Source organism: Anaerococcus sp. AGMB09787 (assembly GCF_022808955.1).
Taxonomy (GTDB): domain Bacteria; phylum Bacillota; class Clostridia; order Tissierellales; family Peptoniphilaceae; genus Anaerococcus.
In genome coordinates this window covers 18,554-43,201 of sequence record NZ_JAKZEY010000051.1, presented here as the reverse complement: position 1 = coordinate 43,201, position 24,648 = coordinate 18,554, and the positions used below count along the sequence as shown (strand labels likewise).

Genomic DNA, 24,648 nt, shown 5'->3' with positions numbered 1-24,648 from the left:
TTATATGAAAGGATTATTTTAGAAAGAAATTTTAAATACCAAGGCCAAGATACATAGGATTATGGCGATTGGTGTGTAGGCGAATTTGCCTATCTTATACCAGGTGTCTCCGTAGGTCTTCTTGGCTGATAGGTTGATTTCCTTTAGGAGTTTATCCTTGGCAAAGACATAGAACCATGTGAAGGCTCCGATACTTGCACCGATTGGGATTATATATATGGATACTATGTCCATAAAAGGTCCCCACTTGTTGATAGTTTCCATATTTACACCTATGCCAAATACTATAATACCTATAAGAAGTAGGGCTAGGTTTCTCTTGATTTTTGGAAATCTCTTCATCAAGGACTCTGCCACTACCTCGAACATATTTTGGAGGGATGATATGCCAGCTACTATTACAGCTAGGTAAAGGATTATGGCAAAGAGCCTTCCTAAAAACATATTTTGAAGGATAGTAGGTAAGACTTGAAATAGTAAGCCAGGTCCACCAACTTGGTCCATGCTAAAGATCATAATAGCAGGGATTATTACACAAGATGATAGCAAGGAGGCTATGGTATCAAGGAGGCCTGTAAGCTTACTGGCTGATACTATATCTTCCTTCTTGCTTAGGTAGGCTCCACAAACTATCATTCCACTACCAGTTACAGAAAGGGAAAAGAAGGCCTGGCCCATGGCAGCAACTACCGTCTTTAAGGATAGGGCATCCTTATCAAATCTAAACATATACTTATAGCCCTCGATGGCATTATCCAAGGTCAAAATTCTAATGGCTAAGACCAAAAATAAAACAAAAAATATAGGCATCATTATCTTATTAGACTTCTCTATGGTAGTAGCTCCTCCTATACAGGTAATAAGGGTTAAGACTATTACTATAAGGTGGAAAGCAACAACAGAATAATCATTATTGGAAAATGACTCAAACCATTGAGTCGTATTGACCTCCATTAGCTCCCCTGTGAGGGAATTAAAGAGGGCCTTACAAACATAGGCCACTATAACAGAATAACCAATGGCTATCAAAAGCGATCCAGCGAGGGGAATAAACCCAATAAATTTGCCAAGCTTGCTATTTTTATTCCTACTAGTAAAGGCCTTCTCATAGGCTCCAAGGGTTCCAGTACCAGCATACCTTCCGATGGCAAACTCACTTGATAGACCTACATAGGAAAACAAGCCAATAAATATCAAATAAAATATTAAAAAAACCGAGCCACCCTCTTGGAACTTGTAAGGAAAGCCCCATACATTTGCCATACCAACAGCCGAACCAACTGCCGTCAAGACAAAACCAATTTTTGAACTAAACTTATTCATGTAATTCTCCTTTAAACTTCAAAACTATACCCCTTTAAAGTATATAAGTATTATACTTTTTTTATCAGGATTTCAAAATTTTTTATGAAAATTTATAGATAAGTCAGTAAAATAATCCACCTTCAAATAATTTCCAATAAGCTTCTAGTTTTTTCCAAAACCAAGCAAAAACTTTCAACAAAAAAGAGCATGACTTGCCTAGGAAAATAAGCAGCCACACTCTTTAACATTTCTATATTTAATAAGTATGTGTTTATAATTTTTCTATCTCAATAACCTCATCGAAACTCTCCCTTATTTCCTTAGACAAGTTATGGGCTATGATTATATAAGTCCTGTCATCATCTCTTACCCTTGATACTAGTCTTTTTATGCTAGCACTATCAAGGGCAGAAAATGGCTCGTCCATTATTACCAAATCACTTTCCTTATAGATGGCACGACCTATGAGGATTTTTTGAATCTCGCCACCTGATAGGTTATTTTGTTTCTCATTAACTATCAAACCATCATCAAGCCTATCAAGACCCAGGCTTTTGATTATTTTAGTGTACTTATCGTTATCAAAGTCTTTATCTAAGATTATATTATTCCTTATACTCTGCTCAAAAACTAAGGTCTTTTGAGAAACGTAGGATATCCTCTCCCACAGACTTGCTAAATCTATAAGTCTTAGGTCCTTGTTATTATACAAAATGTCCCCCAGATAAGTCCTATTAAAACCAATTATACTATCAATCAAGGTCGACTTGCCTGCCCCATTTTGCCCCTGGATTAGGACCTTATCGGATTTACTTATATCAAAGTCAAGCTTTTTATTGACAGGCTTGTCCCCATACCTTCCTTGGTAATTATTAAGTCTTATATCTTGAATATCATTGATTTTATATCTTTTTTCGTCCTCGTCCTTATCCTCATTAATAATATCCATAATTTTTTCTCTAAGCTTTTTGGTTTTTGAAAACTTGGCAGCAGTTCTGGAAAAGGCATATATGGGGGTGGGTCACAGTCGATGAAGTAACCACTAGGGATAAGAGGGCATTGATTGAAAGCTCGTTTCTTAATATAAGTAGGACTCCCAAAACATAGAGACCGACCTCTATTAGGGTTGCAGAAAATTGATTGACAACTTCAACCAAATCTTCTGACAAGGTCAAGTCATATAAATTTTTGCAAGCTTCTTGGGATTTATTTTTGAATTTCTTAATAAGCCTATCCTCAAGCCTATAAATCCTTATCTGACCTATAGACGAGAATGTTTCATTGACAGAGCCTATTATCCCAGTAACTTTCTTATTGAAATCCACTTGTTGGTCTTGGAGGGCATTAGCGATTCTTCTTTGAAGGTAAAGGTTATAACCGATATTAGTATAAGGTAAATAAGGATTTTTACATTTATCGAATATAAAATCATAACTGATCCAAAGAACGAAATTACGAGATATAATATAGACATCATACCTGATATGTAGGAGCTTGTTATTACTGGTATGTCGTTGGTAAAAATAGTAGCTATCTCAGAATTACTAGCATTTCTTGGATTTTTTATAAGACTCGCATAAAACTCATAATTTAACTTATGCCTTGATGCGACTTCAAACTTATCCAAGAACAACTCAGAATAATAATTAGTCATAAAATAATACAAGAGATAGATGAAGTTTGGCAAAATCAAGCTAAACCAGGAAAAGTCAAGACTCCCATCAGCAAGTTTTGTATCATACATTATAAGATAAGCAAGGATTGGTCTATCTAAGGAAAAAAGTATCAAGAGTCCAAAGCCTAATAAAAAATATTTTTTGTTAGTCTTAGCTAAATATGTAAACATAGTATCACCCCTTAAATATTGAAAAACACCCCCACCAAAATAAATTTAGTAAGGGTGCTACAAATTATTTTCTATTTTATTTTACTTACAAGATATATTTTAATCAATAAAATTTAATCTAGCCTATGACAAGCCTACTATATTTCCTTCTTTGTCAATGTCTATGCCAAAGGCTGCTGGCTTTTTAGGTAGGCCTGGCATGGTCATAATATTTCCTGTGATGGCTACTACAAAGCCTGCTCCTGCATTAAGTCTTATATCGCTTATATTTATCTTGTAGGATTCTGTTGGATTTAGGTTTTTAGGGTCATCTGTTAAGGAGTATTGGGTCTTGGCTATGCAAACTGGATATGAACTATAGCCCAATTTTTCGATTTTTTCGATTTCTTTGCTAGCCTTATTAGAAAATTCTACTCCACTTGCCCTATATATTTCTCTAGCTATAGTTTCAATTTTTTCTTTTATACCAAGCTCATCTGGGTAAAGCATAGAGAAGTCATTATCCTTCTTACAAAGCTCTACTACTTCCTTAGCTAAATCTATTGCCCCTTCTCCTCCATCAGAGAAGACTCTTGTTTCTATTGCCCTAACTCCAAGCTCTTCTGTTAGTTCTTTGAGTAAGGCTATTTCTTTTTCTGTATCAGATGGGAAGATATTTATGGCTACAACTAGGTTCTTGCCATATTTTTTCATATTTTCTATATGGGTTTGTAGGTTGACAAAGCCTGTTTTTAAGTAGTCAAGGTTTTCATTTTCTATATCATCCATCTTCATACCAGAGTGGTATTTGAGGGCCCTGATTGTAGCAACTATAACTGTGCAATCTGGTTCTAGTCCTGCTAGTCTACATTTTATATCATTAAATTTCTCAGCTCCTAGGTCTGCCCCGAAGCCTGCTTCTGTTACTACATAGTCAGCTAGGCTAAGGCCTGTTTTGGTAGCTATAATTGAGTTACACCCATGGGCTATATTGGCAAATGGTCCACCGTGGATTATGGCAGGGGTGTTTTCTGTTGTTTGAACTAGGTTTGCCTTTAGTGCATCTTTCATAAGTACTACTACAGATCCTGTGGCTCCTATGTCATCTACTGTAACAGGATTATCTTCGAAGTCGTAGGCCACTATCATTTTTGAAACTTTTTCCCTAAAGTCTTCTAGATTATTTGATAGGCAGAATACTGCCATCATCTCTGTAGCTACTGTTATATCAAAGCCATCTTCCCTTACAACCCCGTTAGTCTTCTTGCCAAGAGCCACTACTACATCTCTTAGCACCCTATCATTTAGGTCAAGACATCTCTTCCATACAATCTTGTTGGTGTCTATATTTTTTTCATTGCCTTGGTAGATGTGGTTATCTAGCATGGCTGCTACTAGGTTAACGGAAGTAGTTATAGCGTGGAAGTCTCCCGTAAAGTGGAGGTTGATATCTTCCATTGGCAATACTTGGCTGTAGCCACCTCCCGCTGCTCCCCCCTTTATACCAAAGCAAGGTCCTAGGGATGGCTCTCTAAGGATTGAGATAGCTGATTGGTTGATTTTATTAAGGGCCATTGATAGGCCGATGTTGACTGTAGTCTTTCCCTCCCCAAAAGGTGTAGGGTTGATTGATGTAACAAGGACTAGCTTAGAATCTTTTTTGCTATCATCTAGCTCATCTAGGGAGATTTTTGCCTTGTAGTTACCATATTTTTCGTAATTTTTGATGCCAAGATTTTCGGCAATCTCGCCTATATCCTTCATCTTAGTTTCTCTTGCTATTTCAATATCTGTTTTCATAGTCCCTCCTTTTTAAAAAGCCCCCTACCTAGTAATGATATGGAGCTTGACTTTCCATTTTATTATTTTCCTAAGAAGATTTTTTCTAGTTCAAGTGGTTCAATATATTGGCCATCCTTGTAGGCTCTCATGTTTCCACCAGAGATTTCATCGATTAGGGCAATCTTTCCATCTTCTATTCTACCAAATTCGAATTTTATATCATAGAGTTCTAGATCTTTTTTAGCTAGTTCTTCTCTTACAATTTGTCCTATATCAAGAGCTAATTGTTTTAGAGTTTCATATTCTTCGTGGTTCATTATGTTAAGAAGGTCTAGGGCATCTTCTGTTATTAGTGGGTCATTCCTATCATCATCCTTTAGGGTAATTTCTACATAAGGATTAATCTTGGTTCCTTCTTCAATGTAGCTTCCATAACGTCTGATAAAGGATCCTACCGCATAGTAACGAACTATAACTTCAACTCCCTTACCAAAGACTTCAGCTTTTTTAACTACTGCTTCATTTTTATCAAGGTCAGCTGAGATAAAGTGGGTTGATAGTCCCTTTTCGTTTAGGAGTTCATAGAAATATTTGGTCATTGAAACAGCTTGGTGGCCAACTCCTTCTATGGTTAATCCTACATGGTTAGCACCTGGATCAAATACTCCATCTTCTCCTGTTACATCATCCTTAAATTTTAATAGAACTTCCTTGTCATTGATTTCATAAACGTCTTTTGTTTTTCCTGTATATATTTTTTTCATATTATTACCTACCTTAATTCTATTTTTACTTCCTTATTTCCTTTAGTAACTTGACCAACTGTCTTGCCTTGATCTCCTAGGATCTCAAGGACCTTTGCTTCATCTTCTTTTCCAACAAACACTACCATACCTAGGCCCATATTGAAGGTTGAATACATCTCATCGGTTGATATATCTCCCCATTCTTGGATTTTCTTAAAGATAGGATCTACATCATCCCTTTCTAGGACAAATTCGCAGTCCATATCATCCTTTAGTACCCTAGGTATATTTTCGTACAAACCGCCTCCTGTTATATTTGATACAGCCTTTAAGTTAACTTGGCCCATCAAATTTTGAATTTCTTTGACATATATCTTAGTAGGAGTTAATAATTTTTCTCCTATTGAACTATTTTCATCAAACTTATCATCAAGTGAAACTCCTGCGACTTCCATGGCCTTTCTAACAAGGGAGAATCCGTTGGAATGTAGACCTGATGACTTGATAGCTATGGCTACATCACCTACTTCTAGGTCCTTTGATGTTATGATTCTTGCCTTGTCAGCAAGGCCCACTGCAAAGCCTGCTAGGTCATAGTCATCCTTACCGTAGATGCCTGGCATTTCTGCAGTTTCTCCACCTATCAAGGCACAGGATGCGTCCATACAGCCATCTACTACTCCACTTACTAGGCTTTTCATCTTAGCAGGTTCAAGCTCTCCAGTTGCTATATAATCTAAGAAAAATAGAGGTCTTGCTCCTTGGCAAATTATATCATTGACACACATAGCTACACAGTCTATTCCAACTGTATCGTGCTTGTCCATCTCCATAGCAAGTTTGATCTTAGTTCCTACCCCATCAGTTCCACTTATGAGGACTGGTTCTTTGATATCACTTAGGTCTAGTTGAAAGAGACCAGCAAAGCCCCCAAGGTCGGTGAGGACATTTTTGCTATAGGTCTTCTTTACAAGGTTTTTTATTAGCTTAACTTCTTCGTAGCCCTTTTCCTTGTCTACTCCAGCGTCTTTATAAGTTAGTCCAGCCATTAGATTTCCTCAAGATTTTTATCATCTGCTAGAACTTTTTCTCTCATTTCCTTCTTGTAGTTGACTAACTTTTCTTTAAGTTTTTCATTAGATAAGGCTAGGATTTGAGCTGCTAGTATTGCTGCATTTTCTCCACCATTTAGGGCAACCGTTGCAACAGGCACTCCCTTAGGCATTTGTACCATAGACAAGAGGGCATCAAATCCTCCTGTCTTAGAGCCTGCTACAGGAACTCCTATAACTGGTTTTATAGTCATACCAGCCATAACTCCTGCAAGGTGGGCTGCCATGCCGGCTATGCCTATATAAACTTCTGCATCGTCTTTTTCGATTGATTCTTTTAAGACATCAAGGGCCCTGTGGGCTGATATAACTTCAACCTCATAGCTTAGGTCAAATTCCTTTAGGGTCTTGGTTACTTTCTTTGCAATATCTATATCTGATGCAGATCCCATTATTACTTTAACATCTGTCATTTTTTCCTCCTAGTTTTTAGAATAGTTTGGTGATTCACGGGTTATGGTTATGTTGTGTGGATGGTTTTCGATAAGGCTTGCGCTACTAATCTTTATGAACTTAGATTTTTCATAGAGTTCTTCAAGGTTGGCACTACCCACATAGCCCATACCAGATTTAAGTCCACCCATAAGTTGGTAAATTACTTCTCCAACAGGTCCCTTATAGGCTACTCGTCCTTCTACACCTTCTGGTACATATTTTTTGGTATTTGATTGGAAGTACCTATCTCCTGATCCTGCCTTCATGGCAGCAAGAGAACCCATACCACGGTATTCCTTATATTGTTTACCTTCGTAGAGGATTGTATCTCCAGGGGATTCTTCAGTTCCTGCAAAGAGAGAGCCTGCCATTACTGTACTTGCTCCACAGGCAAGGGCCTTGGTTATATCTCCTGAATACTTGATACCACCATCTGCTATTATTGGGATATCGTGCTTGTTGGCTTCTTCTACACAGTCAATGATGGCTGTTATTTGAGGAACCCCTATACCAGTTACAACCCTAGTTGTACAAATAGATCCAGGTCCTATACCTACCTTAATACAATCAGCACCAGCTTCTATCAAATCTCTAGTGGCTTCAGCTGTTGCTACATTACCTGCTATAACTTGAAGGTCTGGGTACTTGCTTTTTATTTGTTTGATAGCTTTGATTACATTTCTAGAATGGCCATGGGCTGTATCTACAGTTATTACATCAACCTTAGCCTTAACTAGGGCAGCTATCCTCTCCATCATATCGTTAGTGATTCCTACTGCAGCTCCTACCAAAAGACGGTTTTCAGAATCTCTGGCAGAGTTTGGATATTGTCTAGATTTTTCTATATCCTTGATAGTGATTAGGCCCTTTAGGATGTTATCATCATTAACTATAGGAAGTTTTTCTACCTTCTTAGATTCCATAAGCTTTATAGCTTCTTCCATGGTTATTCCTTCATAGCCAACAACAAGTCCTTCTGAAGTCATAATATCGCCTATTATAACATTAGGGTTATCTTCAAACCTAACATCACGGTTGGTAAGGATGCCCTTTAGGTGCATGTCTTCATCTACTATAGGAACACCAGATATCCTGTAGTTTGCCATGATATCTAGGGCATCTTGGAGAATATTGTCAGGGTTTAGATAAAAGGGATCTGTTATAACTCCATGCTCTGACCTCTTTACTACATCTACTTGCTTAGCTTGTTCTTCTATAGACATATTCTTATGAATGATGCCTATGCCCCCTTGCCTAGCCATGGCTATAGCCATCTTGGATTCTGTTACTGTATCCATTCCTGCAGAAAGTAGGGGGATATTTAGTTTGATTTTTTTTGTAAGACGTGTCTTGGTATCTACTTCGTTTGGTAGAACATTTGATGGGCCTGGTACCAAAAGTACATCATCAAATGTTAGTCCTTCTCCTAAAAATTGCATTAGTCTTCCTTTCTAAAAAATTTAACCGCATTGTCAAAGATTTTCTCTTCTTCAATACCATATATGTTCTTGAATAGGTCATCATCAACTCTTTCTTGGTGACCCATTCTTCCTAAAATCTTTCCATCCTTGGATATTATTCCTTCGATATTGTAGTCTGACCCATTTGGTGACTTCTCATAGACTGAGAATATTTGGTCATTAGCCAAGAATTCCTTGAAGGTTTCCTCATTTATTATAAAACGACCCTCGCCATGGCTTATAGGCATTTTATAGGTCTTATCCTTATCAAGTCCTGTGGTCCATAGGCTATTGTCAGTAATAAGTCTTGTCTCAACAAAGCTTGCTATATGCCTTGGCACTGTGTTTACTGTAAGGGTTGGGTCAGTATCCTTTAGGTCAGCCACCCTACCATTGGTCAATAGGCCTGTCTTCATAAGGGCTTGGAAGCCATTACAAATTCCTATGATTATACCATCATTGCCATCTTCATCCAAGAATTTATCAATAGCTTGAGATACTCTCTCATTTCTTAGGATATTGGCTATAAACTTACCAGATCCATCTGGTTCATCTCCTAGGGAGAAGCCTCCTGGTAAGGCAAATATTTGAGCCTTGCCCAGGCCATCTACTAGCTTATCGATAGAATCTTCTATATCCTTTTGGTTTTGGTTACAAAATACTAATATATCTGCCTTAGCTCCTGCCTTTTCAAGTGCCCTCATTGTATCCCATTCACAGTTTGTACCAGGTGTAGCAAGGATAAGGGCCCTTACTTCATCAACTGGTTTCTTGCTCTTTAGTCTTCTTTCTATCCTACAAGGATTTAGCTCTTCATAGGATACGTCATCTTTTGGAGGGAAGACTGGGTCAAGGGTATGGAGGTAGGCTTCTTCCAAGCGAGCCTTATCTAGGTCTTTGCCATTTACTATTATATCTTCAGAGAAGCTACCGATTTCTTCTATGAAGTCCCTATCTTCTAGGTATTCAACAACAAAGGATCCATACATTGGACTATATAGGTTGTCATAGTCTAGGCTAAAGCCAGTATTACCTAGGGCTTGTTCGTAGATATCTGCTAGGAGTCCCTTCCTATCTAGGGCTATGGCAGAAATTATATTTCCTTCCCTAATGTCTTTTATCAAGAATTCGTAATTAGCCTTTAGCTTGTCTAGGTCAACCCTACCATCTTCTAGGTAGTCAACTGAGATTAGACCAAGTTTTCCCTTGCCCTTTAGGTCATTACTTATAATATGCTCAACATCTTCTGTAGTTATAGCAAAAGATACTAGGGATGGTGGGACTGTTATATCTTCAAAGGTTCCACTCATTGAGTCCTTGCCCCCTATAGGTGGCATCATAAAGTAGGATGATGCCTCAAAAGCTCCTAGGAGGGACTTTAGTGGCTTGGACCAAGAATAAGGGTCGGTTAATTTCTCATAGTACTCTTGGAAGCTTAGTCTAATTTGCTCGAGGTCAGATCCTACTGCTACAAGCTTTGAGATTGACTCGATAACTGCATAGTATCCTCCTAGGTATTGGCTAACTTCTGCTAGGTATGGGTCATAGCCATAGGCCATAATAGATGCCGTCTTGCTCCTACCCTTATCTGTTGGTATGAGGGCAGCCATAACTTGTGAAGGGTTAACTTGCTTTCTTCCTCCTAGAGGAGATAGGACTGTGCCCCTACCTATACTTGAATCGAAGATTTCGATTAGGTTTTTCTTGGATGTTATATTTAGATCAGCTACCTTGTCATAGAAAAGACTTGGATCTGATGATTTTTCTGTAAGTAGGTCAGGGATTTCTTCACTCTTTACCTTTACATCTTGATATCTACTAGCTCCGTTAGTATTTATGAAGTCATAGGATAGGTCTGCTACAACTTGGTCTTCGTAGTAGAGGGTCATCCTCCTATCATCTGTTACTGTAGCAACTTCTGTAGCTTCTATATTTTCTTGCTTACAATAGGAGATGAATTTTTCCTTATCAGCCTTTCTAATAACTACCGCCATTCTTTCTTGAGATTCTGATATGGCAATCTCTACTGGTTTTAAGGCTTGGTATTTGAGAGGGACCTTGTCTAAGTAAATATCAAGTCCATCATATAGCTCGCCTATGGCAACTGATACTCCACCTGCTCCAAAGTCATTTGACTTTTTGATAAGGCTTGCTACTTCTTCTCTCCTAAAGAGTCTTTGAATCTTTCTTTCTTCTGGTGCATTACCCTTTTGTACTTGAGCTGACTCTGTCTTAATTGATGAAACCTTGTGGGACTTGGATGATCCTGTGGCTCCACCTATACCATCCCTACCTGTCCTTCCTCCAAGTAGGATAACTATATCACCTACTTCTGGAGTAAGTCTTTTTACATTTTTGCTAGGTGCTGCAGCTACTACTGCTCCTAGTTCCATCCTCTTTGCCTTAAAGCCTGGATGATAAAACTCATCAACGAGTCCTGTAGCAAGACCTATTTGGTTGCCGTAGGATGAATAACCCTTAGCAGCTTCCTTGGTAATCTTTGCTTGAGGCAACTTGCCATCTAGGGTGTCCTCGTAGTTTTCTAAGATATTGCCAGCTCCACTAAGTCTCATGGCTTGATATACATAAGACCTACCAGATAATGGATCTCTTATAGCTCCTCCTAGACAGGTTGACGCTCCACCAAAAGGCTCTATCTCTGTTGGGTGGTTGTGGGTTTCATTCTTAAACATCAAGAGATAATCTTCTAGGCTTTCCTTGCCATCCTTAACCACTCTGACCTTGGTATAAATAGAGCAGGCATTGATTTCATCTGATATCTCAAGGTCTTTGAAGTTATCATTGGCCCTCATATATTTGGCGAGGATTGTACCAAAGCTCATCAAGTTAATAGGCTTTGTTATATTTAATTCTTCCCTCATCTTGACATACTTATCAAAAGTTTCCTTGATAGTCTTATCCAAGAGACTTACAGGGTCAAAGTTCACATCAATAAAGGTATTGAAGGTTGTATGCCTACAATGGTCTGACCAATAGGTGTCTAGAATTTTGATCTCGGTTTCATTCGGATCTCTATCTTCTTCCCTAAAATAATCTCTAACAAGCTTGAGGTCTTCCACATTCATGGCTAGGGAATTTTCTTCTACAAAGTTCTCTAAGTCATCGAGGTCATAGTCCCTAAAGCCATCATATACTATATTTTCTAAGTTCTTCTCATCCTTTCCCGCTAGACTTGTTGGTACTCCTACAAGATCAACCCTATGAGAATCGACAGGATTTATGAGGTAGGACTCAATCCTTGCCATATCCTTTGGGTCTACTCCCTTGAAGTCATAAACTGTAGCTGTTCTTACGTCTAGGTCGTCTTGTTCGATTATAAGTTGGGCTGTATCAAGTACACCTTTTTTTCTTTGGTCAAATTGTCCTGGTAGGTATTGGCTAACCAAGGCAGATGTCATACTTGCTTGTAGTTTGAAGGCTTCATCAAAGGCGAAGACTTCATCAACAGGAGGTTCGCTTAGGACTGTGTCTATTAGTTTCTCAAGATTTTCACTACTTGTTTGTACATCATAGCGGTTATAAATTTTGAGGTCTTCGATTTTTATATTTAGGGCAGTCTCTAGGTCCTTTTTTATGGATGGACTTAGACGGTCGAACCTATCTTTCTTACAAACATAAACTCTCTTAACCCTAGGGCCAATGTCCTTCCTATAATATTTGCCATCAAAGTGGATTTTTTCTGCATCCTCATAGAGGGTAGTTATGGCTTCGTCAAAGCTATCCCCTACTGCTATGAGGTTTAGGACCCTACCACCTGCTGTGTAGTATTTTCCATCCTTGTATTCTGTTCCTGCATGGTAGACTTGGGATTTTATTCCATTATCAAAGGTAATTTCCTTGCCCTTATCGTAGGCTCCTGGGTAGCCTCCAGAAGCAAGGACTAGGCAGATAGCCTTTTTGTTGTTTGTCTTTAGGTCGACTTGACCAAGTTTTTTTGAGCTAGTTGCCCTTAGGAGGTCCAAGATATCATTATCGATTAGCTCTAGGACAACTTGAGTTTCTGGATCTCCAAATCTTACATTAAATTCCAAGACATAGGCACCATTTTCATTAATCATAAATCCTATAAATAGGACTCCACGATAGTCTATGCCCTCTTCCTTAAAGCCCTTTATGATTTTTGGTAATAGATTTTCTTTTATATCCTTAACATAAGCATCAGCCTCGATATTTGGTGCATAAGTTCCCATGCCTCCAGTATTTGGACCTCCCTCATTTTCGTAGATCTTCTTGTGGTCCTTGGCACTAGGAAGGACTAGGTAATCCTCACTATCGGTTAGGACTAGAAGGCTCATCTCGAAGCCAGATACAAATTCTTCTAGGAGGATTTTTTGATCTTGGTCTAGTATTTCTTTAATCTTTGCTTGAGCTTCATCTATATTATCAACTATAGAAACTCCCTTGCCTTGGGCAAGACCATCTCTTTTTATAACTAGGTGAGAATTCTTATCAAGACTTGTCCTTGCAAAGTCCATAGCCTCATCAGGCTCGCTTGTCGCAAGGTATGGGCTTGTCTTGATTCCATATTTTTCTAAGAAAGACTTGGTAAAGATCTTGGAGCTTTCAAATTGAGAGGCTTCTTTGTTTACTCCAAATATTTCTAAGCCTTCTTTTTGGAAATCATCTACTATCCCATTACACAAAGGTACTTCAGGTCCTACTATGGTGTAGTCGATATTCTCTTCCTTGGCAAAGGCTACTAGGGCCTCATTATCTTCTACACTTATATCAACGTTTCTAAATTCTTGACTACTTCCTCCATTACCTGGAGCGAGTATTACTTCCCTATCTTCTTTTTGTATTTTTTGGGCCAGGGCATATTCTCTTCCACCTGACCCTATAATTAATATCTTCATATCCACCCTTAATGTTTGAAATGTCTAGCTTTACTAAATACCATTGATATGCCGTACTTGTTGCAGGCATCTATTGAATCTTGATCTCTGATAGATCCACCTGGTTCTATAATTGATTTTATGCCCATATCATTTGCCATTTCTACTGTATCTGAGAATGGGAAGAAGGCATCACTTGCAAGTACTGCTCCTTCAAAATCTCTTTCTGGGAAGTGGTCTTTGATTGATTCCAAGGCCCATACTCTAGATTGTTGACCTGCACCACATCCTAAAGTCTTCTTGCCCTTGGCTACAACTATGGCATTACTCTTGACATATTTTACGACCTTTTGAGCAAATAAGAGGTCTGCTATGTCCTCATCACTTGGCTTTGTTTCTGTTACTATATTTACTTCGTCTTCTGCAAAGTCCTTTTCTTGGATTAGGACCTTACCATTTAGGTATCTAATTTCTTCCTTAACTGAATCTACATCAAAGTCAATTTTAACTAGTCTTACATTTTTCTTCTTTGATAAAATCTCCAAGGCTTCTTCTTCAAAGTCTCTAGCAGCTATTATTTCTAGGAAGATCTCAGACATCTTTTGGGCAGTCTTGACGTCAATCACTCCATTTACTGCTACTATTCCACCAAAGATTGATTGGCTATCACATTCATAGGCCTTGATGTAGGAATCATAGATATCACTTCCTACTGCAACCCCACAAGGTGATTGATGTTTTAGGGCAACTACTGCCCTATCCCCAAGCTCCTTTGCAAGCTCTACTGCTGGGTTTAGGTCGTTGTAGTTGTTATAGGACATCTTCTTGCCATGGATAACTTCTGCTGTATCAAGAAGTCCCTTAACATAAGTGTCATTGTAGAGTGCTGCTCCTTGGCCTGGATTTTCTCCATACCTTAGTTCTTCTTCTTTTTTGAATCCATAAGTTTTGTAATTAGCTTCTTCCCCTGTCAAGTCTTGGAAGTACCTAGCTATTATTGAATCATAGTAGGCTGTAAGGCTGTAGGCCTTCATAGCTAATTTTTGCCTGTAGGCGAGATCTATATTATTATTTTTTAGTCTATCTAGAAGGTCTTCATAGTCTTCTGGATCTGTTACAATAAGTACGTCCTTATGGTTTTTGGCAGCTGAACGAACCATAGAAGGTCCACCTATATCAATATTTTCTATGATATTATCTGGGTCCTTGGACTCAAGGGCCTTTTGGAATTCGTATAGGTTAACTACCACTATGTCTATTGGCTTTATTCCTAGCTCTTCTACTGTATGAACATGCTCTTCGCTATCTCTCTTGTAGAGGATGCCCCCATGAACATAAGGTGATAGGGTCTTTACCCTGCCCTCTAGGATTTCTGGGAAGTTTGTTATCTTGTCAATTTCTATAACATCTACACCAGCATCTGCTATTTGCTTGTAGGTTCCACCTGTGGATACAAGCTCAACTCCAAGAGATTCTAGTCCCCTAGCTAATTCAACTATTCCTGTTTTGTCTGTAACTGATAATAAAGCTCTCATTTTTCCTCCAATAACTTTATCGCATCTTTTAGTATCTCATGCTCTACTACTAATACTTCATCTGCTACTTCTTCTGCTGACTCACACTTGCTAATATCAATTTCACGTTGAAGTATAATCTTGCCATCATCAAGTTTTTCATTTACATAATGAACGGTAACACCACTAGTCTTCTCACCATTCTTAAATACTGCCCTGTGGACATTCATTCCATAATATCCCTTGCCCCCATACTTTGGAAGGAGAGATGGATGGATATTAATAAGAGTGAAATTGTCAATCAAGTCCTTGCTAATCTTAGGAAGGTAGCCTGCAAGGACTACAAGGTCTATGTTTTTATCCTTCATAGTCCTTATAATCTCCTTATCGTCCTTACTTACTAAGTAGTCAATTCCCTCTTCCCTAGCATAGTCTAGGCCCTCGGCCTCCTTATTGGAGACTACTAGGCAAATCTTGCTAGAAAAATACCCTTCCCTTTGGGCATCGAGGAGGGCCCTTAGGTTGCTACCTCTTCCTGATATAAATACTGCTAAATTCAAATCTTCTCTCCATATTTGGCATAATCGCCTGTAAAACAAGCCTTACAGAAACTTTCTCCATTTGTCTTGCTGGCACTGATAAGTCCCTCTAAGCTAATAAAATGTAGACTATCAACTCCTATAGCTTCCCTCATCTCTTCGACATCTAGCCTACTAGCCATTAGGTTTTCCTTGTTAGGAGTATCTACCCCATAGTAGCAAGGATACTTGAAAGGAGGAGAAGTAATCATCAAGTGAATTTCCTTGACCCCGGCTGCCCTAATTTGCTCAATCAAATTGATGGAAGTAGTACCCCTTACTATCGAGTCGTCCACCAAGACTATCCTCTTTCCTTTAATTACTGCCTTTTGTGGGGCGAGTTTTTGTTTAACAGCAATTTCTCTTTCCTCTTGGGTACACTTTATAAAGGTCCTACCCATATAACGGTTTCTAACAAGCCCTTCAGCAAAAGGAATCCCAGATGCTTGAGCATAGCCTATAGCTGATGGTGTACCAGAATCTGGCACTGGACAAATTAGATCAACATCTACTGGACTTTCCTTAAATAAGATCTCCCCACACCTCCTACGGAACATATAAGAATTAATTCCATCTATGTTGGCATCAGGTCTTGATGTGTAGACATATTCAAATATACAATGTCTAGGATTAAGGTCTTCTTCCATCTTATAGGATTTGAATCCGTCTTTATCTACTACAATAATCTCTCCAGCTTCTAGGTCTCTATAGTCATCAACCCCTAGGATTTCAATGGCAGAATTCTCAGATGCTATTACAATATTTTCTTCATTATGACCAAGCATTAATGGTCTAATACCAAGCCTATCCCTAAAGGCTATAAGCTTATCAGGCATAGCTATTACACAAGAGTAGCCTCCTATAAGCTTAGCCATAGTCTTTCTAATGGCCTCTACTATATCTCCTTTAAAATAACGAGCTATAAGGAAGATAATAAGTTCACTGTCAGTATGAGTATGGAAGGAAATCCCTTCATTCTCTAGATCCTGTTTTAAAGACTTATAATTCATAATATTGCCATCATTACCAATAGAAAACTCCTCACCCTTTATAAAAGAAAACAAGGGTTCTATATTATAGTCTTGATTTAGTCCTTCTGGTGAAGACCTAACATGACCAATTCCTATATGAGAATCTATTTTATTTAAGTTCTTCTCCGAAAAAACTTCACTTACTAAACCTGATCCCCTCATCCTAGTTAGGTTCTTGCCATCAGAAACTATAATTCCTGCGCTGTCTTGTCCCCTATGTTGGATAGAATTAAGGGAAAAAAGTAATTCCTTTCCTACCTTCTTCTTAGATACAATTCCTACAACTCCACTCATAAATTCTTTTCCATATCTCCTCCCCTAGTTCAACAAAAAAGGGAGTCCAAGCGGACTCCCTTATAGGCATACTTATCTTTTGACATTTTTAGTTTTTTTACATAGGCAAGCAAAGAGAACATGATGATCTCATCAAAAGAATGATTTTTATTTTTAGAAATAAAATAATTCATAATACCCTCCACTACCCCTAAATTTTGTATGATGTTATTATATAATTAAAAAATTATATGTCAAGAAGAGCCACCTCCAAATTTGATTAGAATTTAATAGAAATTATACAACGTATCATTTAATTAACGCTATAGAGCAAATTGTTTTTTCATACTGTACTTATCAAAAAATTTTTATCAATTCCTATTATAAGATAATTTAGTAATTAGTAGAATATAATTAGATTTGTTATAATTAGTTTAGTATCAAATGATTCATACTAATATCAAATAATAAATTTTAAAAACAGCTACAAATTTTTATAAAGATTTAACAGTTTATTAAAGTTGTGTAAAATTAATATAAACTCCATTTCTATAGAAATGGACAAGATTGATACAAAAATATATCAATCCTTGCCTTTTCATCAGGATTTAGGTTGATACACAAAATTATTTTTAGACTCTTTATAAAAAAGACTCCCTTAAATTTGAAAATCTAAGATATATCCCTTATCCAAATCACTGTTATAAATATATAAGATTCTGTGGCCTTCTTTGTCGATATTTTCTTGGTAGGAGTAAACAGTATTGATGTCTTTTTCTAATTGGTATATCGAATTTGACAAGAGATCATAATCTTCTATTTCAGATTTATAACTTTCCATCATTTGTTTGAACCTTTTCGATTTTATATAATAGTCATCATCTATTTTTTTCCAATCGCTTGCTTGCTTTCCCTTAGAATTTATTAGGTATATATCGAAGTGATCATCTCCAAAAGCTCTTTCAGATTTAAATATCCTCTTTGCAGGTTGGACATTCTCAACACTAGATTTTAGGTTGAAAAATATTAGACATACTCCAAATACTACAAGTATTAAAAAGGGGATATATTTTTTTCTTTTAATCATCATTTTATTTCTCCATTTCTATGTTAACTATTATAGGTTTCAATACTTCCTTTTTTTGATTTAAATACCCCCAGTTATTAACTAGTGTGGAAAACATATTTTGGTAATCTGTGTTAAGAGAAAAATCAAATGTTCCTGAAATAGATAATCGATTAGTTTTACTATTATGATAATCGAAAGCATGGATTACATAGTATAAATTTTTACTATCACTTGGAGTAAACTTGTCACTTCCAGATCCAGACTGTATTCTTTTATAAACATTTGTTCTTTTGATAGCTTGAGAAAAAGCACCATTCTGTTCATAGTAATCAATATCGTCAACAGAAGATATTACGAGAGTACTAGCCAATGGATACCCATTATTTATAGCTATTTGTGCCGCTGCTTTCCATGCTATTTTTAAAGCATTGTTTAAATTATAAGAAGCGTATGTTGATATACCACTATCATTATCTGCAACATAATTAATAACTTCATTTAATTGATGGTTAGTCATTCTAGTTAAAGAATTAGACACTTTTAAATTGTCTTCAACAGTTTTAACATCTAATACATCAATAGGTTTATCGAAACGTTTTATAGATATGTAAGAATAATTATCTTCCGTTTCATCATTAAAATTATCAGCTTTTACATTTTTGAATGGAGATAATATTAAAAATGAAGAAATAGTTATAAAAGTTATATTTTTTAGAAATTTATTCATTAGTTTCTCATCTTTTTTATTCAATTAATACAACCTTTTCAATAAATTTATACCCGATTTACATACTAATAAACAATTTTTTACTCCTCATATATTTGACAGTGCCTCAAGCATTATTCCATATAGTTTTTATATAATTTAGCATATGTTTTTACAATTATATAAATATCGTATATAATAGATATGTAAATTAATGATCTATGGGAGCTATGTGCTGAGAGGAAGTTAGACTTCGACCATCAAACCGGTCAGGGTAATGCCTGCAAGGGATGAAGCATATTTATACTCCTATAATATTTTAGGAGGTTTTTTTAATTTATGAAATATAAAACACAAATGGAAGCTGCTAAGGCTGGATTTGTAACAGAAGAAATGAAGATCGTTGCAAAGAAGGAAAATGTTAGTGAAGAATTTTTACTAGAAAAGATTTCCAAGGGTGAGATAGTTATCCCTAGGAACAAAAACCACAATTCTATTTCTCCAGAAGGAATAGGTACAAGTCTTAGGACAAAGATTAACGTAAACCTAGGTATCTCAAAAGACCTAAACGACCTAGAGCTCGAGATGCAAAAGGTAGATATGGCACTAAGTATGGGTGCAGAATCTATCATGGACCTATCAAACTACGGCAAGACCCAAGAATTTAGAAAAAAACTAATCGAAAAATCAACTGCCATGATTGGAACTGTACCAATGTATGATGCAGTAGGTTTTCTTGACAAGGGCCTATCATTTATAAAGGCTGAAGAATTCCTTGATGTTGTAAGAAACCATGCCGAAAATGGAGTAGACTTTGTTACTATCCATTGTGGTATCAATAGGGCCAATGCAGAAATTTTTATGAGAAATAGGAGGGTCAATGAAATAGTATCTCGTGGTGGTTCTCTCTTATTTGGTTGGATGCATATGAACAATATGGAAAATCCTTTCTATGAATATTATGATGAACTCCTAGATATCCTTAGAGAATATGATGTTACCCTATCACTTGGTGATTCACTAAGACCTGGTGGTATCCATGATGCGACTGACCCTAGCCAAATTGCTGAGCTAATTACCCTTGGTGAGCTAACCAAGAGGGCATGGGAAAAAGACGTCCAAGTTATGATAGAAGGCCCAGGACACGTGCCAATAAGCGATATAGAAATGAATGTAAAACTCGAGAAGAAGTTGTGCCACAATGCACCTTTCTATGTCCTAGGACCTTTGGTAACAGATATAGCACCTGGCTATGACCACATCACATCAGCCATAGGTGGAGCTATTGCTGCAAGCCATGGGGCAGACTTCTTGTGCTATGTAACCCCAGCAGAACACCTTAGGCTTCCTGATGTAGACGATGTTAAGGAAGGCATAGTTGCTTGCAAGATAGCAGCCCATGCAGGTGATATTGCCAAACTAAAGGATGCAAGAAATTGGGACCTCGAAATGAGCAAGAAAAGACAAGCCCTTGACTGGAAGGGAATGTTTGAGCTTGCCATTGACCCAGAAAAATGCAAAAGGTATAGAGACTCATCTCTCCCAGAAGAAGAAAACACCTGCACCATGTGTGGAGCTATGTGTTCAGTAAAGAATATGAACCTAATCCTTGATGGCAAGGACGTAATTTTATAAGTTAAAGTTTTATAAAAATAAGCAAAGTAATACCAGAATTAGGACTTAGCTAGTTCTGGTATTTTTATTTCTATTAAATTTCTTCCTTAAACTCTACCATCTTCTTATTGAGTCTGCTATCTTCTGCTGCAAAGCACATTAGGTGGCTTAGTACTGATTCTCTTGCTCCACTTAGTACTTCTGCCTTTTCGCCTTTGATTGCCTTATAAAAGGCATCCATTAGTCCATAGTCTCCTCCACCGTGGCCATGTTCTGCTTGGACTTTGTAGGTTATAGAAGTGTCTTCTTTAAATCTTCTGATGGTTATTTCGTTTGTATGGTCATCTGCTATTAGTTCTCCTTTGGTTCCCATTATTTTGATGTTTCTGTGAACTTCATTGGAGAAGGCTGATAGGTTGAATACGACGTTTACTCCATCTTCAAAGTCTATGGCTATAGCTTGGTGGTCGCATACGGTGTTATTGCTTTCGTATACGCATCTTCCATAAGGTCCTTCTTTTAGGGCTTTTTCTAGGCCTTCTTGACTTGGGTCATCTGTTACTACGTTTCTCCAGCCTCTACCTTTATTTGAGTTATAGAAGTTTTTTGATGAGAATACGCAGGTGTCTTGGTATTTGCAATCGAGGCACCTTGAGCTTGCTCCTTCTGGTTGGTTTTCTTTTGTAAAGTAGGAGAGGTGACCATAGGCTGATAGGCTTAATGGTTTTTTTCCTATGAAGTATAGGAGGATGTCCATGTCATGGCATGATTTTTGTAGGATTAGTGGTGAGCTTTTTTCTGCGTTTGACCAGTTTCCTCTTACGAAGGAATGGGCAAAGTGGTAGTAGCCTATGTTTTCGTTATGGTTTATGCTCATTATTTTTCCTATTTCTCCCTTATCAAGAAGCTCTTTTATTTTTTTGTATAGTGGAGCGTATCTTAATACATGGCAGATCATAAAAACCCTATCCATGTTTTCGGATTTTTTGGCTATATCTACTACTTCTTTTTTGTTTCCACTAATTGGTTTTTCGAGTAGGACATGGACAGGATAGTCCAATACTTTCATGGTTGTCTTGTAGTGGTCTCTATCGTTGGTCGCAATTATTATGGCATCACAGAAGACTCCTTTGTCCATTTTTTTGAAGAATTCTTCAGTAGATTCAAATATATATTCTTCATCAAGGTCAACTTCTTTTTTGATTTTTTCACGTCTTTCTTTATCTATATCGCATATAGATACTAGTTCTATTTCTTCGTTTTTTCTTATATAAGGATAATATGCTTCATATCCTCTGTTTCCTGCTCCTATTACTGCTACTTTAATCATTTTTTATCATCCCCAAATTTTAAAATTATGACCTAATTTATTTGGTCAAAGTATTTTATATTATTATAGTCAAAATACAAATTATCACAACAAGGGGGGTATAAAAATACTTTCCTATCCAATACCAAGTGTCCCCATAGGTTTTCTTGGCACCCTGATTTATTTCATCAACCAGGGTCTTCTTATCCAAAACATAAAACCAGGATATAGCACCTATTACAGCACTTATTGGAATGATATATATTGAGATAATATCCATAAATGGTCCCCAAATCTTTATCTCTTCCATGTTTATTCCTATAATAAATATAAAGGCAGATAAAAGAACTAGGGTAATCTTTCTATTTAAATTTTTGACCTTGTAATTAAGAGACTCTACCACTACTTCAATCATTATTTGAAGGGAAGTTATACCTGCAAATAATACGGCTGTATATAGGATTATAGCAATAATCCTACCCCCGGGAATATTTTTAAGGACTGTTGGTAAAATCTGAAATAAAAGTCCTGGGCCTTGGGCATTTTCCATATCAAAAACTATAACCGATGGAATCATAACTAGGGCTGCCACCATTGATGCTACAGTATCAAGGAGGCCTGTTATCTTTGATGAATGGACAATATCTTCATCCTTCTTTAAATATGCCCCACAAACCATCATGGCAGAGCCTGTTATAGATAGGGAGAAGAAGGCTTGCCCCATTGCTGATACCAGGGTACTTATGCTTATCTTGGATAAATCAAGTCTAAACATATACCTATAACCATCGCTCGCCCCATCCAAAGTCATAATTACTAGGGTAATTATAACAAAGAAAAGGAAAAATATTGGCATCATAAACTTAGAAGACTTCTCTAGTGTTTTGGCAGAACCTAGGGTAGTAAGGGCTGTCAATATAATAATTATCAAATGGTAGGGCCATACAGAATACGCTCTTTCAGAGAGGTCGCTATACCATATATTAATATCAGAAGTCATAATCGTTCCTGTTAGGCTATCGACTAGAGCCTTAAATATGTAAGCTATTACTACACTATAACCTATAGTAAGTAAGATTAGGCCTATAAGGGGAGGAATCGAAACAATAGTTCCTACTCTTCTGTTATATTTCTCATAGGCCTTCTCATAAGAGCCAACAGTACCAGCATCTGCTGCCCTTCCTATGGCAAATTCACTAGAAAGTCCCACATAGGAAAATAGGGCAATAAATAATAAATAAAATATTAAAAAAATTAAACCACCCTCTTGGAGCTTGTAGGGAAAACCCCACACATTCGCCATTCCGACTGCAGATCCGACTGCTGTCAAAATAAAACCCAACTTATTATTAAACTTATTAATAATACCACCACCTTTCATAAAATAGGTTAACAATTAATATTTATAATTATTATTTTATATTATACCATAGATTTTAATTATTTTTATAGGGCTATTAATAAAATTATCTTTGATTCTATTCTATTTTTTAAAATTCAAGTACTTGGTTATTTTTTTAGACCTTGTAAGCTTCTATTCAAGCTATTAACTCTATTCAATATAATCAAAACTACCAGTTAGTGTTCATGGACTGTTCATATTTCTGCGTCTGTTCTATTTATACCTTTGCTTGAACATAATCTCTAAGTATAGTTCCTATATTTTAAATTGTCTATGTGCCTGTATTTTGGTTCAAAGAGATTATTATATTTGCATATAAACATTATGGAATAAGTATTTTGTCCAATATTTCTTTTTGATTGTGCGTTTTATAACCGCAATTATACTAATAACATTTCTTGGACTTGAAGCTAAAGCTAATTTCCTCCAACCTCATAGCAGGTTATTTTTTTTTCACTCTCTATCGCTCACTCAATTCAATTAACTGTATAATAAAAAAACTGCCGTAAGTAAATTTTACAGCAGTATCTTCTTATATAATTTAATTGTACTTTTCTTGGATAAGTTTTTTTAAGTTATCATCATCAAAGTAGTCGATACCCATGGCCTTTTTAACTTCTTCTATCTTAGCTCTTCCAACTTCTTGGGCTTTTCTTGTTCCTTCTTCTAGAATTGTAAAAACTTGGTCTATGTTTTTTTCGTAGTTTGCTCTGCGTTCTCTGATAGGTGCTAGTTCTTCTTCTAGGACCTTGATTAAGAATTTCTTGACCTTGACATCTCCAACCCCTCCATTAGAATAGTGGTCTTTGAGGTCCTCAAGGTTCTTAAATTCAGGTAAATATCTTTCGAACTGGTCATCCTTGGCAAAGACATCAAGGTAGGTAAAGACAATGTTGCCTTCGACTTGACCTGGATCTTCTATATTGACATGGTTAGGGTCTGTGTACATGGACATAACTTTTTTCTTTAGGGTTTTTTTGTCATCTGCTAGGTAGATTGCGTTATTTAGGGACTTACTCATCTTGGCTGAGCCGTCTATTCCTGGCATCCTCCTTGCGACCTTGCCTTCTGGTAGGACTGCCTTTGGCTCAACAAAGGTTTGACCATAGATATTATTGAAGCTTCTTGCGATTTCTCTGGCTTGCTCAAGCATTGGCTCTTGGTCTTCTCCAACAGGGACGATATTGGCATCAAAGAGCAAGATATCTGCCGCTTGGCTTACTGGATAGACCAAGAATCCTGCAGGGATAGAGTTTTCAAAGCCCCTTTGTTTGATCTCGTTTTTGACTGTAGGATTTCTCTCAAGCCTTGATAGGGTAACTAGGTTTAGGAAGTAGAAACTTAGCTCAGCAAGTTCCTTTACTTGACTTTGGACAAAAATATTAGTCTTCGCTGGGTCAATTCCTACTGATAGGTAGTCTAGGATCACTTCAATTAGGTTGTCTCTGATTTTTTTTGGATTATCAAAGTTATCAGTTAGGGCTTGGCTATCTGCTATCATGATATACATTTGGTCAAACTCGCCCTCATTTTGCATAAGGACTCTATTTTTTAGAGAACCAACATAGTGGCCTAGATGGAGCCTACCTGTTGGTCTATCTCCTGTTAGTATTATATCTTTCATAAATCCT

General features: G+C 37.0%; 20 protein-coding genes. 1 reads left to right on the top strand and 19 read right to left on the bottom strand.

All coding sequences use genetic code 11. The features are described from left to right. Window positions 1-18: 18 nt before the first annotated feature. From MUN42_RS08800 to MUN42_RS08725, 16 genes are all read right to left on the bottom strand, one after another. Entirely contained in the window at window positions 19-1,323 is a 1,305-nt protein-coding gene (locus MUN42_RS08800) for a sodium-dependent transporter (protein ID WP_243344440.1), read from the bottom strand. A gap of 253 nt (window positions 1,324-1,576) precedes the next feature. Continuing rightward, window positions 1,577-2,254: an ABC transporter ATP-binding protein gene (locus MUN42_RS08795; RefSeq protein WP_243344439.1), complete on the bottom strand. Its 678-nt coding sequence runs from the start codon at window positions 2,252-2,254 to the stop codon at window positions 1,577-1,579. Between the two features lie 10 nt (window positions 2,255-2,264). Next, window positions 2,265-2,630 carry an ABC transporter transmembrane domain-containing protein gene (locus MUN42_RS08790; RefSeq protein ID WP_243344437.1) on the bottom strand — a complete coding sequence of 122 codons (366 nt, stop codon included), beginning with the start codon at window positions 2,628-2,630 and terminating at the stop codon, window positions 2,265-2,267. Then, window positions 2,600-3,151 carry a hypothetical protein gene (locus MUN42_RS08785; protein WP_243344436.1) on the bottom strand — a complete coding sequence of 184 codons (552 nt, stop codon included), beginning with the start codon at window positions 3,149-3,151 and terminating at the stop codon, window positions 2,600-2,602. The genes MUN42_RS08790 and MUN42_RS08785 overlap by 31 nt, the downstream gene beginning before the upstream one ends. A gap of 123 nt (window positions 3,152-3,274) precedes the next feature. Continuing rightward, a complete protein-coding gene (locus MUN42_RS08780) occupies window positions 3,275-4,930 on the bottom strand; it encodes a formate--tetrahydrofolate ligase (protein ID WP_243344435.1) in 1,656 nt (551 codons plus the stop codon). A 62-nt stretch (window positions 4,931-4,992) separates the two neighbouring features. Further along, entirely contained in the window at window positions 4,993-5,676 is a 684-nt protein-coding gene (locus MUN42_RS08775) for a phosphoribosylaminoimidazolesuccinocarboxamide synthase (protein ID WP_243344434.1), read from the bottom strand. Between the two features lie 8 nt (window positions 5,677-5,684). Then, entirely contained in the window at window positions 5,685-6,707 is a 1,023-nt protein-coding gene (gene purM / locus MUN42_RS08770) for a phosphoribosylformylglycinamidine cyclo-ligase (protein ID WP_243344433.1), read from the bottom strand. Further along, window positions 6,707-7,183 (bottom strand): 5-(carboxyamino)imidazole ribonucleotide mutase, encoded by a 477-nt coding sequence (purE, locus tag MUN42_RS08765; RefSeq protein ID WP_243344432.1) that lies wholly within the window; start codon window positions 7,181-7,183, stop codon window positions 6,707-6,709. The genes purM and purE overlap by 1 nt, the downstream gene beginning before the upstream one ends. Window positions 7,184-7,192: 9 nt before the next feature. Next, window positions 7,193-8,644 (bottom strand): IMP dehydrogenase, encoded by a 1,452-nt coding sequence (gene guaB / locus MUN42_RS08760; RefSeq protein WP_243344431.1) that lies wholly within the window; start codon window positions 8,642-8,644, stop codon window positions 7,193-7,195. Beyond that, window positions 8,644-13,542: a phosphoribosylformylglycinamidine synthase gene (locus tag MUN42_RS08755; RefSeq protein ID WP_243344430.1), complete on the bottom strand. Its 4,899-nt coding sequence runs from the start codon at window positions 13,540-13,542 to the stop codon at window positions 8,644-8,646. The genes guaB and MUN42_RS08755 overlap by 1 nt, the downstream gene beginning before the upstream one ends. An 8-nt stretch (window positions 13,543-13,550) precedes the next feature. Beyond that, on the bottom strand, window positions 13,551-15,056 hold the full coding sequence (gene purH, locus MUN42_RS08750; protein WP_243344428.1) for a bifunctional phosphoribosylaminoimidazolecarboxamide formyltransferase/IMP cyclohydrolase: 1,506 nt from the start codon (window positions 15,054-15,056) through the stop codon (window positions 13,551-13,553). Beyond that, the gene (locus tag MUN42_RS08745) at window positions 15,053-15,595 is read right to left on the bottom strand and encodes a phosphoribosylglycinamide formyltransferase (protein ID WP_243344427.1); all 543 of its coding nucleotides are present in this window, start codon (window positions 15,593-15,595) and stop codon (window positions 15,053-15,055) included. The genes purH and MUN42_RS08745 overlap by 4 nt, the downstream gene beginning before the upstream one ends. Beyond that, a complete protein-coding gene (gene purF / locus MUN42_RS08740; RefSeq protein ID WP_243344425.1) occupies window positions 15,592-16,938 on the bottom strand; it encodes an amidophosphoribosyltransferase in 1,347 nt (448 codons plus the stop codon). The genes MUN42_RS08745 and purF overlap by 4 nt, the downstream gene beginning before the upstream one ends. Before the next feature lie 29 nt (window positions 16,939-16,967). Then, a complete protein-coding gene (locus MUN42_RS08735) occupies window positions 16,968-17,111 on the bottom strand; it encodes a hypothetical protein (RefSeq protein ID WP_243344423.1) in 144 nt (47 codons plus the stop codon). 464 nt (window positions 17,112-17,575) lie between these two features. Then, window positions 17,576-18,007, bottom strand: a complete 432-nt coding sequence (locus tag MUN42_RS08730; RefSeq protein ID WP_243344421.1) for a hypothetical protein — start codon at window positions 18,005-18,007, stop codon at window positions 17,576-17,578. Window position 18,008: 1 nt separating this feature from the next. Continuing rightward, window positions 18,009-18,737 carry a hypothetical protein gene (locus tag MUN42_RS08725; protein ID WP_243344419.1) on the bottom strand — a complete coding sequence of 243 codons (729 nt, stop codon included), beginning with the start codon at window positions 18,735-18,737 and terminating at the stop codon, window positions 18,009-18,011. 294 nt (window positions 18,738-19,031) lie between these two features. Between MUN42_RS08725 and thiC the strand changes: the two genes are divergently transcribed. Further along, window positions 19,032-20,327, top strand: coding sequence for a phosphomethylpyrimidine synthase ThiC (gene thiC, locus MUN42_RS08720; RefSeq protein ID WP_243344417.1), 1,296 nt, complete (start codon window positions 19,032-19,034; stop codon window positions 20,325-20,327). Between the two features lie 73 nt (window positions 20,328-20,400). On the opposite strand, the gene MUN42_RS08715 is transcribed toward thiC, so the two are convergent. The 3 genes from MUN42_RS08715 to trpS form a co-directional block, all read right to left on the bottom strand. After that, entirely contained in the window at window positions 20,401-21,636 is a 1,236-nt protein-coding gene (locus tag MUN42_RS08715) for a Gfo/Idh/MocA family oxidoreductase (RefSeq protein ID WP_243344415.1), read from the bottom strand. A gap of 55 nt (window positions 21,637-21,691) precedes the next feature. Beyond that, window positions 21,692-22,996 (bottom strand): sodium-dependent transporter, encoded by a 1,305-nt coding sequence (locus MUN42_RS08710; RefSeq protein ID WP_243344414.1) that lies wholly within the window; start codon window positions 22,994-22,996, stop codon window positions 21,692-21,694. Between the two features lie 562 nt (window positions 22,997-23,558). Further along, window positions 23,559-24,641, bottom strand: coding sequence for a tryptophan--tRNA ligase (trpS, locus tag MUN42_RS08705; RefSeq protein ID WP_243344412.1), 1,083 nt, complete (start codon window positions 24,639-24,641; stop codon window positions 23,559-23,561). Between the last annotated feature and the right edge of the window lie 7 nt (window positions 24,642-24,648).

Coding starts and splice junctions, on each gene's coding strand:
- MUN42_RS08730 (WP_243344421.1), bottom strand. CDS start 18,007: ATGATGATTAAAAGAAAAAAATATATCCCCTTTTTAATACTTGTAGTA.
- purM (WP_243344433.1), bottom strand. CDS start 6,707: ATGGCTGGACTAACTTATAAAGACGCTGGAGTAGACAAGGAAAAGGGC.
- MUN42_RS08755 (WP_243344430.1), bottom strand. CDS start 13,542: ATGAAGATATTAATTATAGGGTCAGGTGGAAGAGAATATGCCCTGGCC.
- MUN42_RS08785 (WP_243344436.1), bottom strand. CDS start 3,151: ATGTTTACATATTTAGCTAAGACTAACAAAAAATATTTTTTATTAGGC.
- purH (WP_243344428.1), bottom strand. CDS start 15,056: ATGAGAGCTTTATTATCAGTTACAGACAAAACAGGAATAGTTGAATTA.
- thiC (WP_243344417.1), top strand. CDS start 19,032: ATGAAATATAAAACACAAATGGAAGCTGCTAAGGCTGGATTTGTAACA.
- MUN42_RS08735 (WP_243344423.1), bottom strand. CDS start 17,111: ATGAATTATTTTATTTCTAAAAATAAAAATCATTCTTTTGATGAGATC.
- MUN42_RS08715 (WP_243344415.1), bottom strand. CDS start 21,636: ATGATTAAAGTAGCAGTAATAGGAGCAGGAAACAGAGGATATGAAGCA.
- MUN42_RS08775 (WP_243344434.1), bottom strand. CDS start 5,676: ATGAAAAAAATATATACAGGAAAAACAAAAGACGTTTATGAAATCAAT.
- MUN42_RS08710 (WP_243344414.1), bottom strand. CDS start 22,996: ATGAAAGGTGGTGGTATTATTAATAAGTTTAATAATAAGTTGGGTTTT.
- MUN42_RS08780 (WP_243344435.1), bottom strand. CDS start 4,930: ATGAAAACAGATATTGAAATAGCAAGAGAAACTAAGATGAAGGATATA.
- MUN42_RS08800 (WP_243344440.1), bottom strand. CDS start 1,323: ATGAATAAGTTTAGTTCAAAAATTGGTTTTGTCTTGACGGCAGTTGGT.
- trpS (WP_243344412.1), bottom strand. CDS start 24,641: ATGAAAGATATAATACTAACAGGAGATAGACCAACAGGTAGGCTCCAT.
- purF (WP_243344425.1), bottom strand. CDS start 16,938: ATGAGTGGAGTTGTAGGAATTGTATCTAAGAAGAAGGTAGGAAAGGAA.
- MUN42_RS08795 (WP_243344439.1), bottom strand. CDS start 2,254: ATGGATATTATTAATGAGGATAAGGACGAGGACGAAAAAAGATATAAA.
- guaB (WP_243344431.1), bottom strand. CDS start 8,644: ATGCAATTTTTAGGAGAAGGACTAACATTTGATGATGTACTTTTGGTA.
- purE (WP_243344432.1), bottom strand. CDS start 7,183: ATGACAGATGTTAAAGTAATAATGGGATCTGCATCAGATATAGATATT.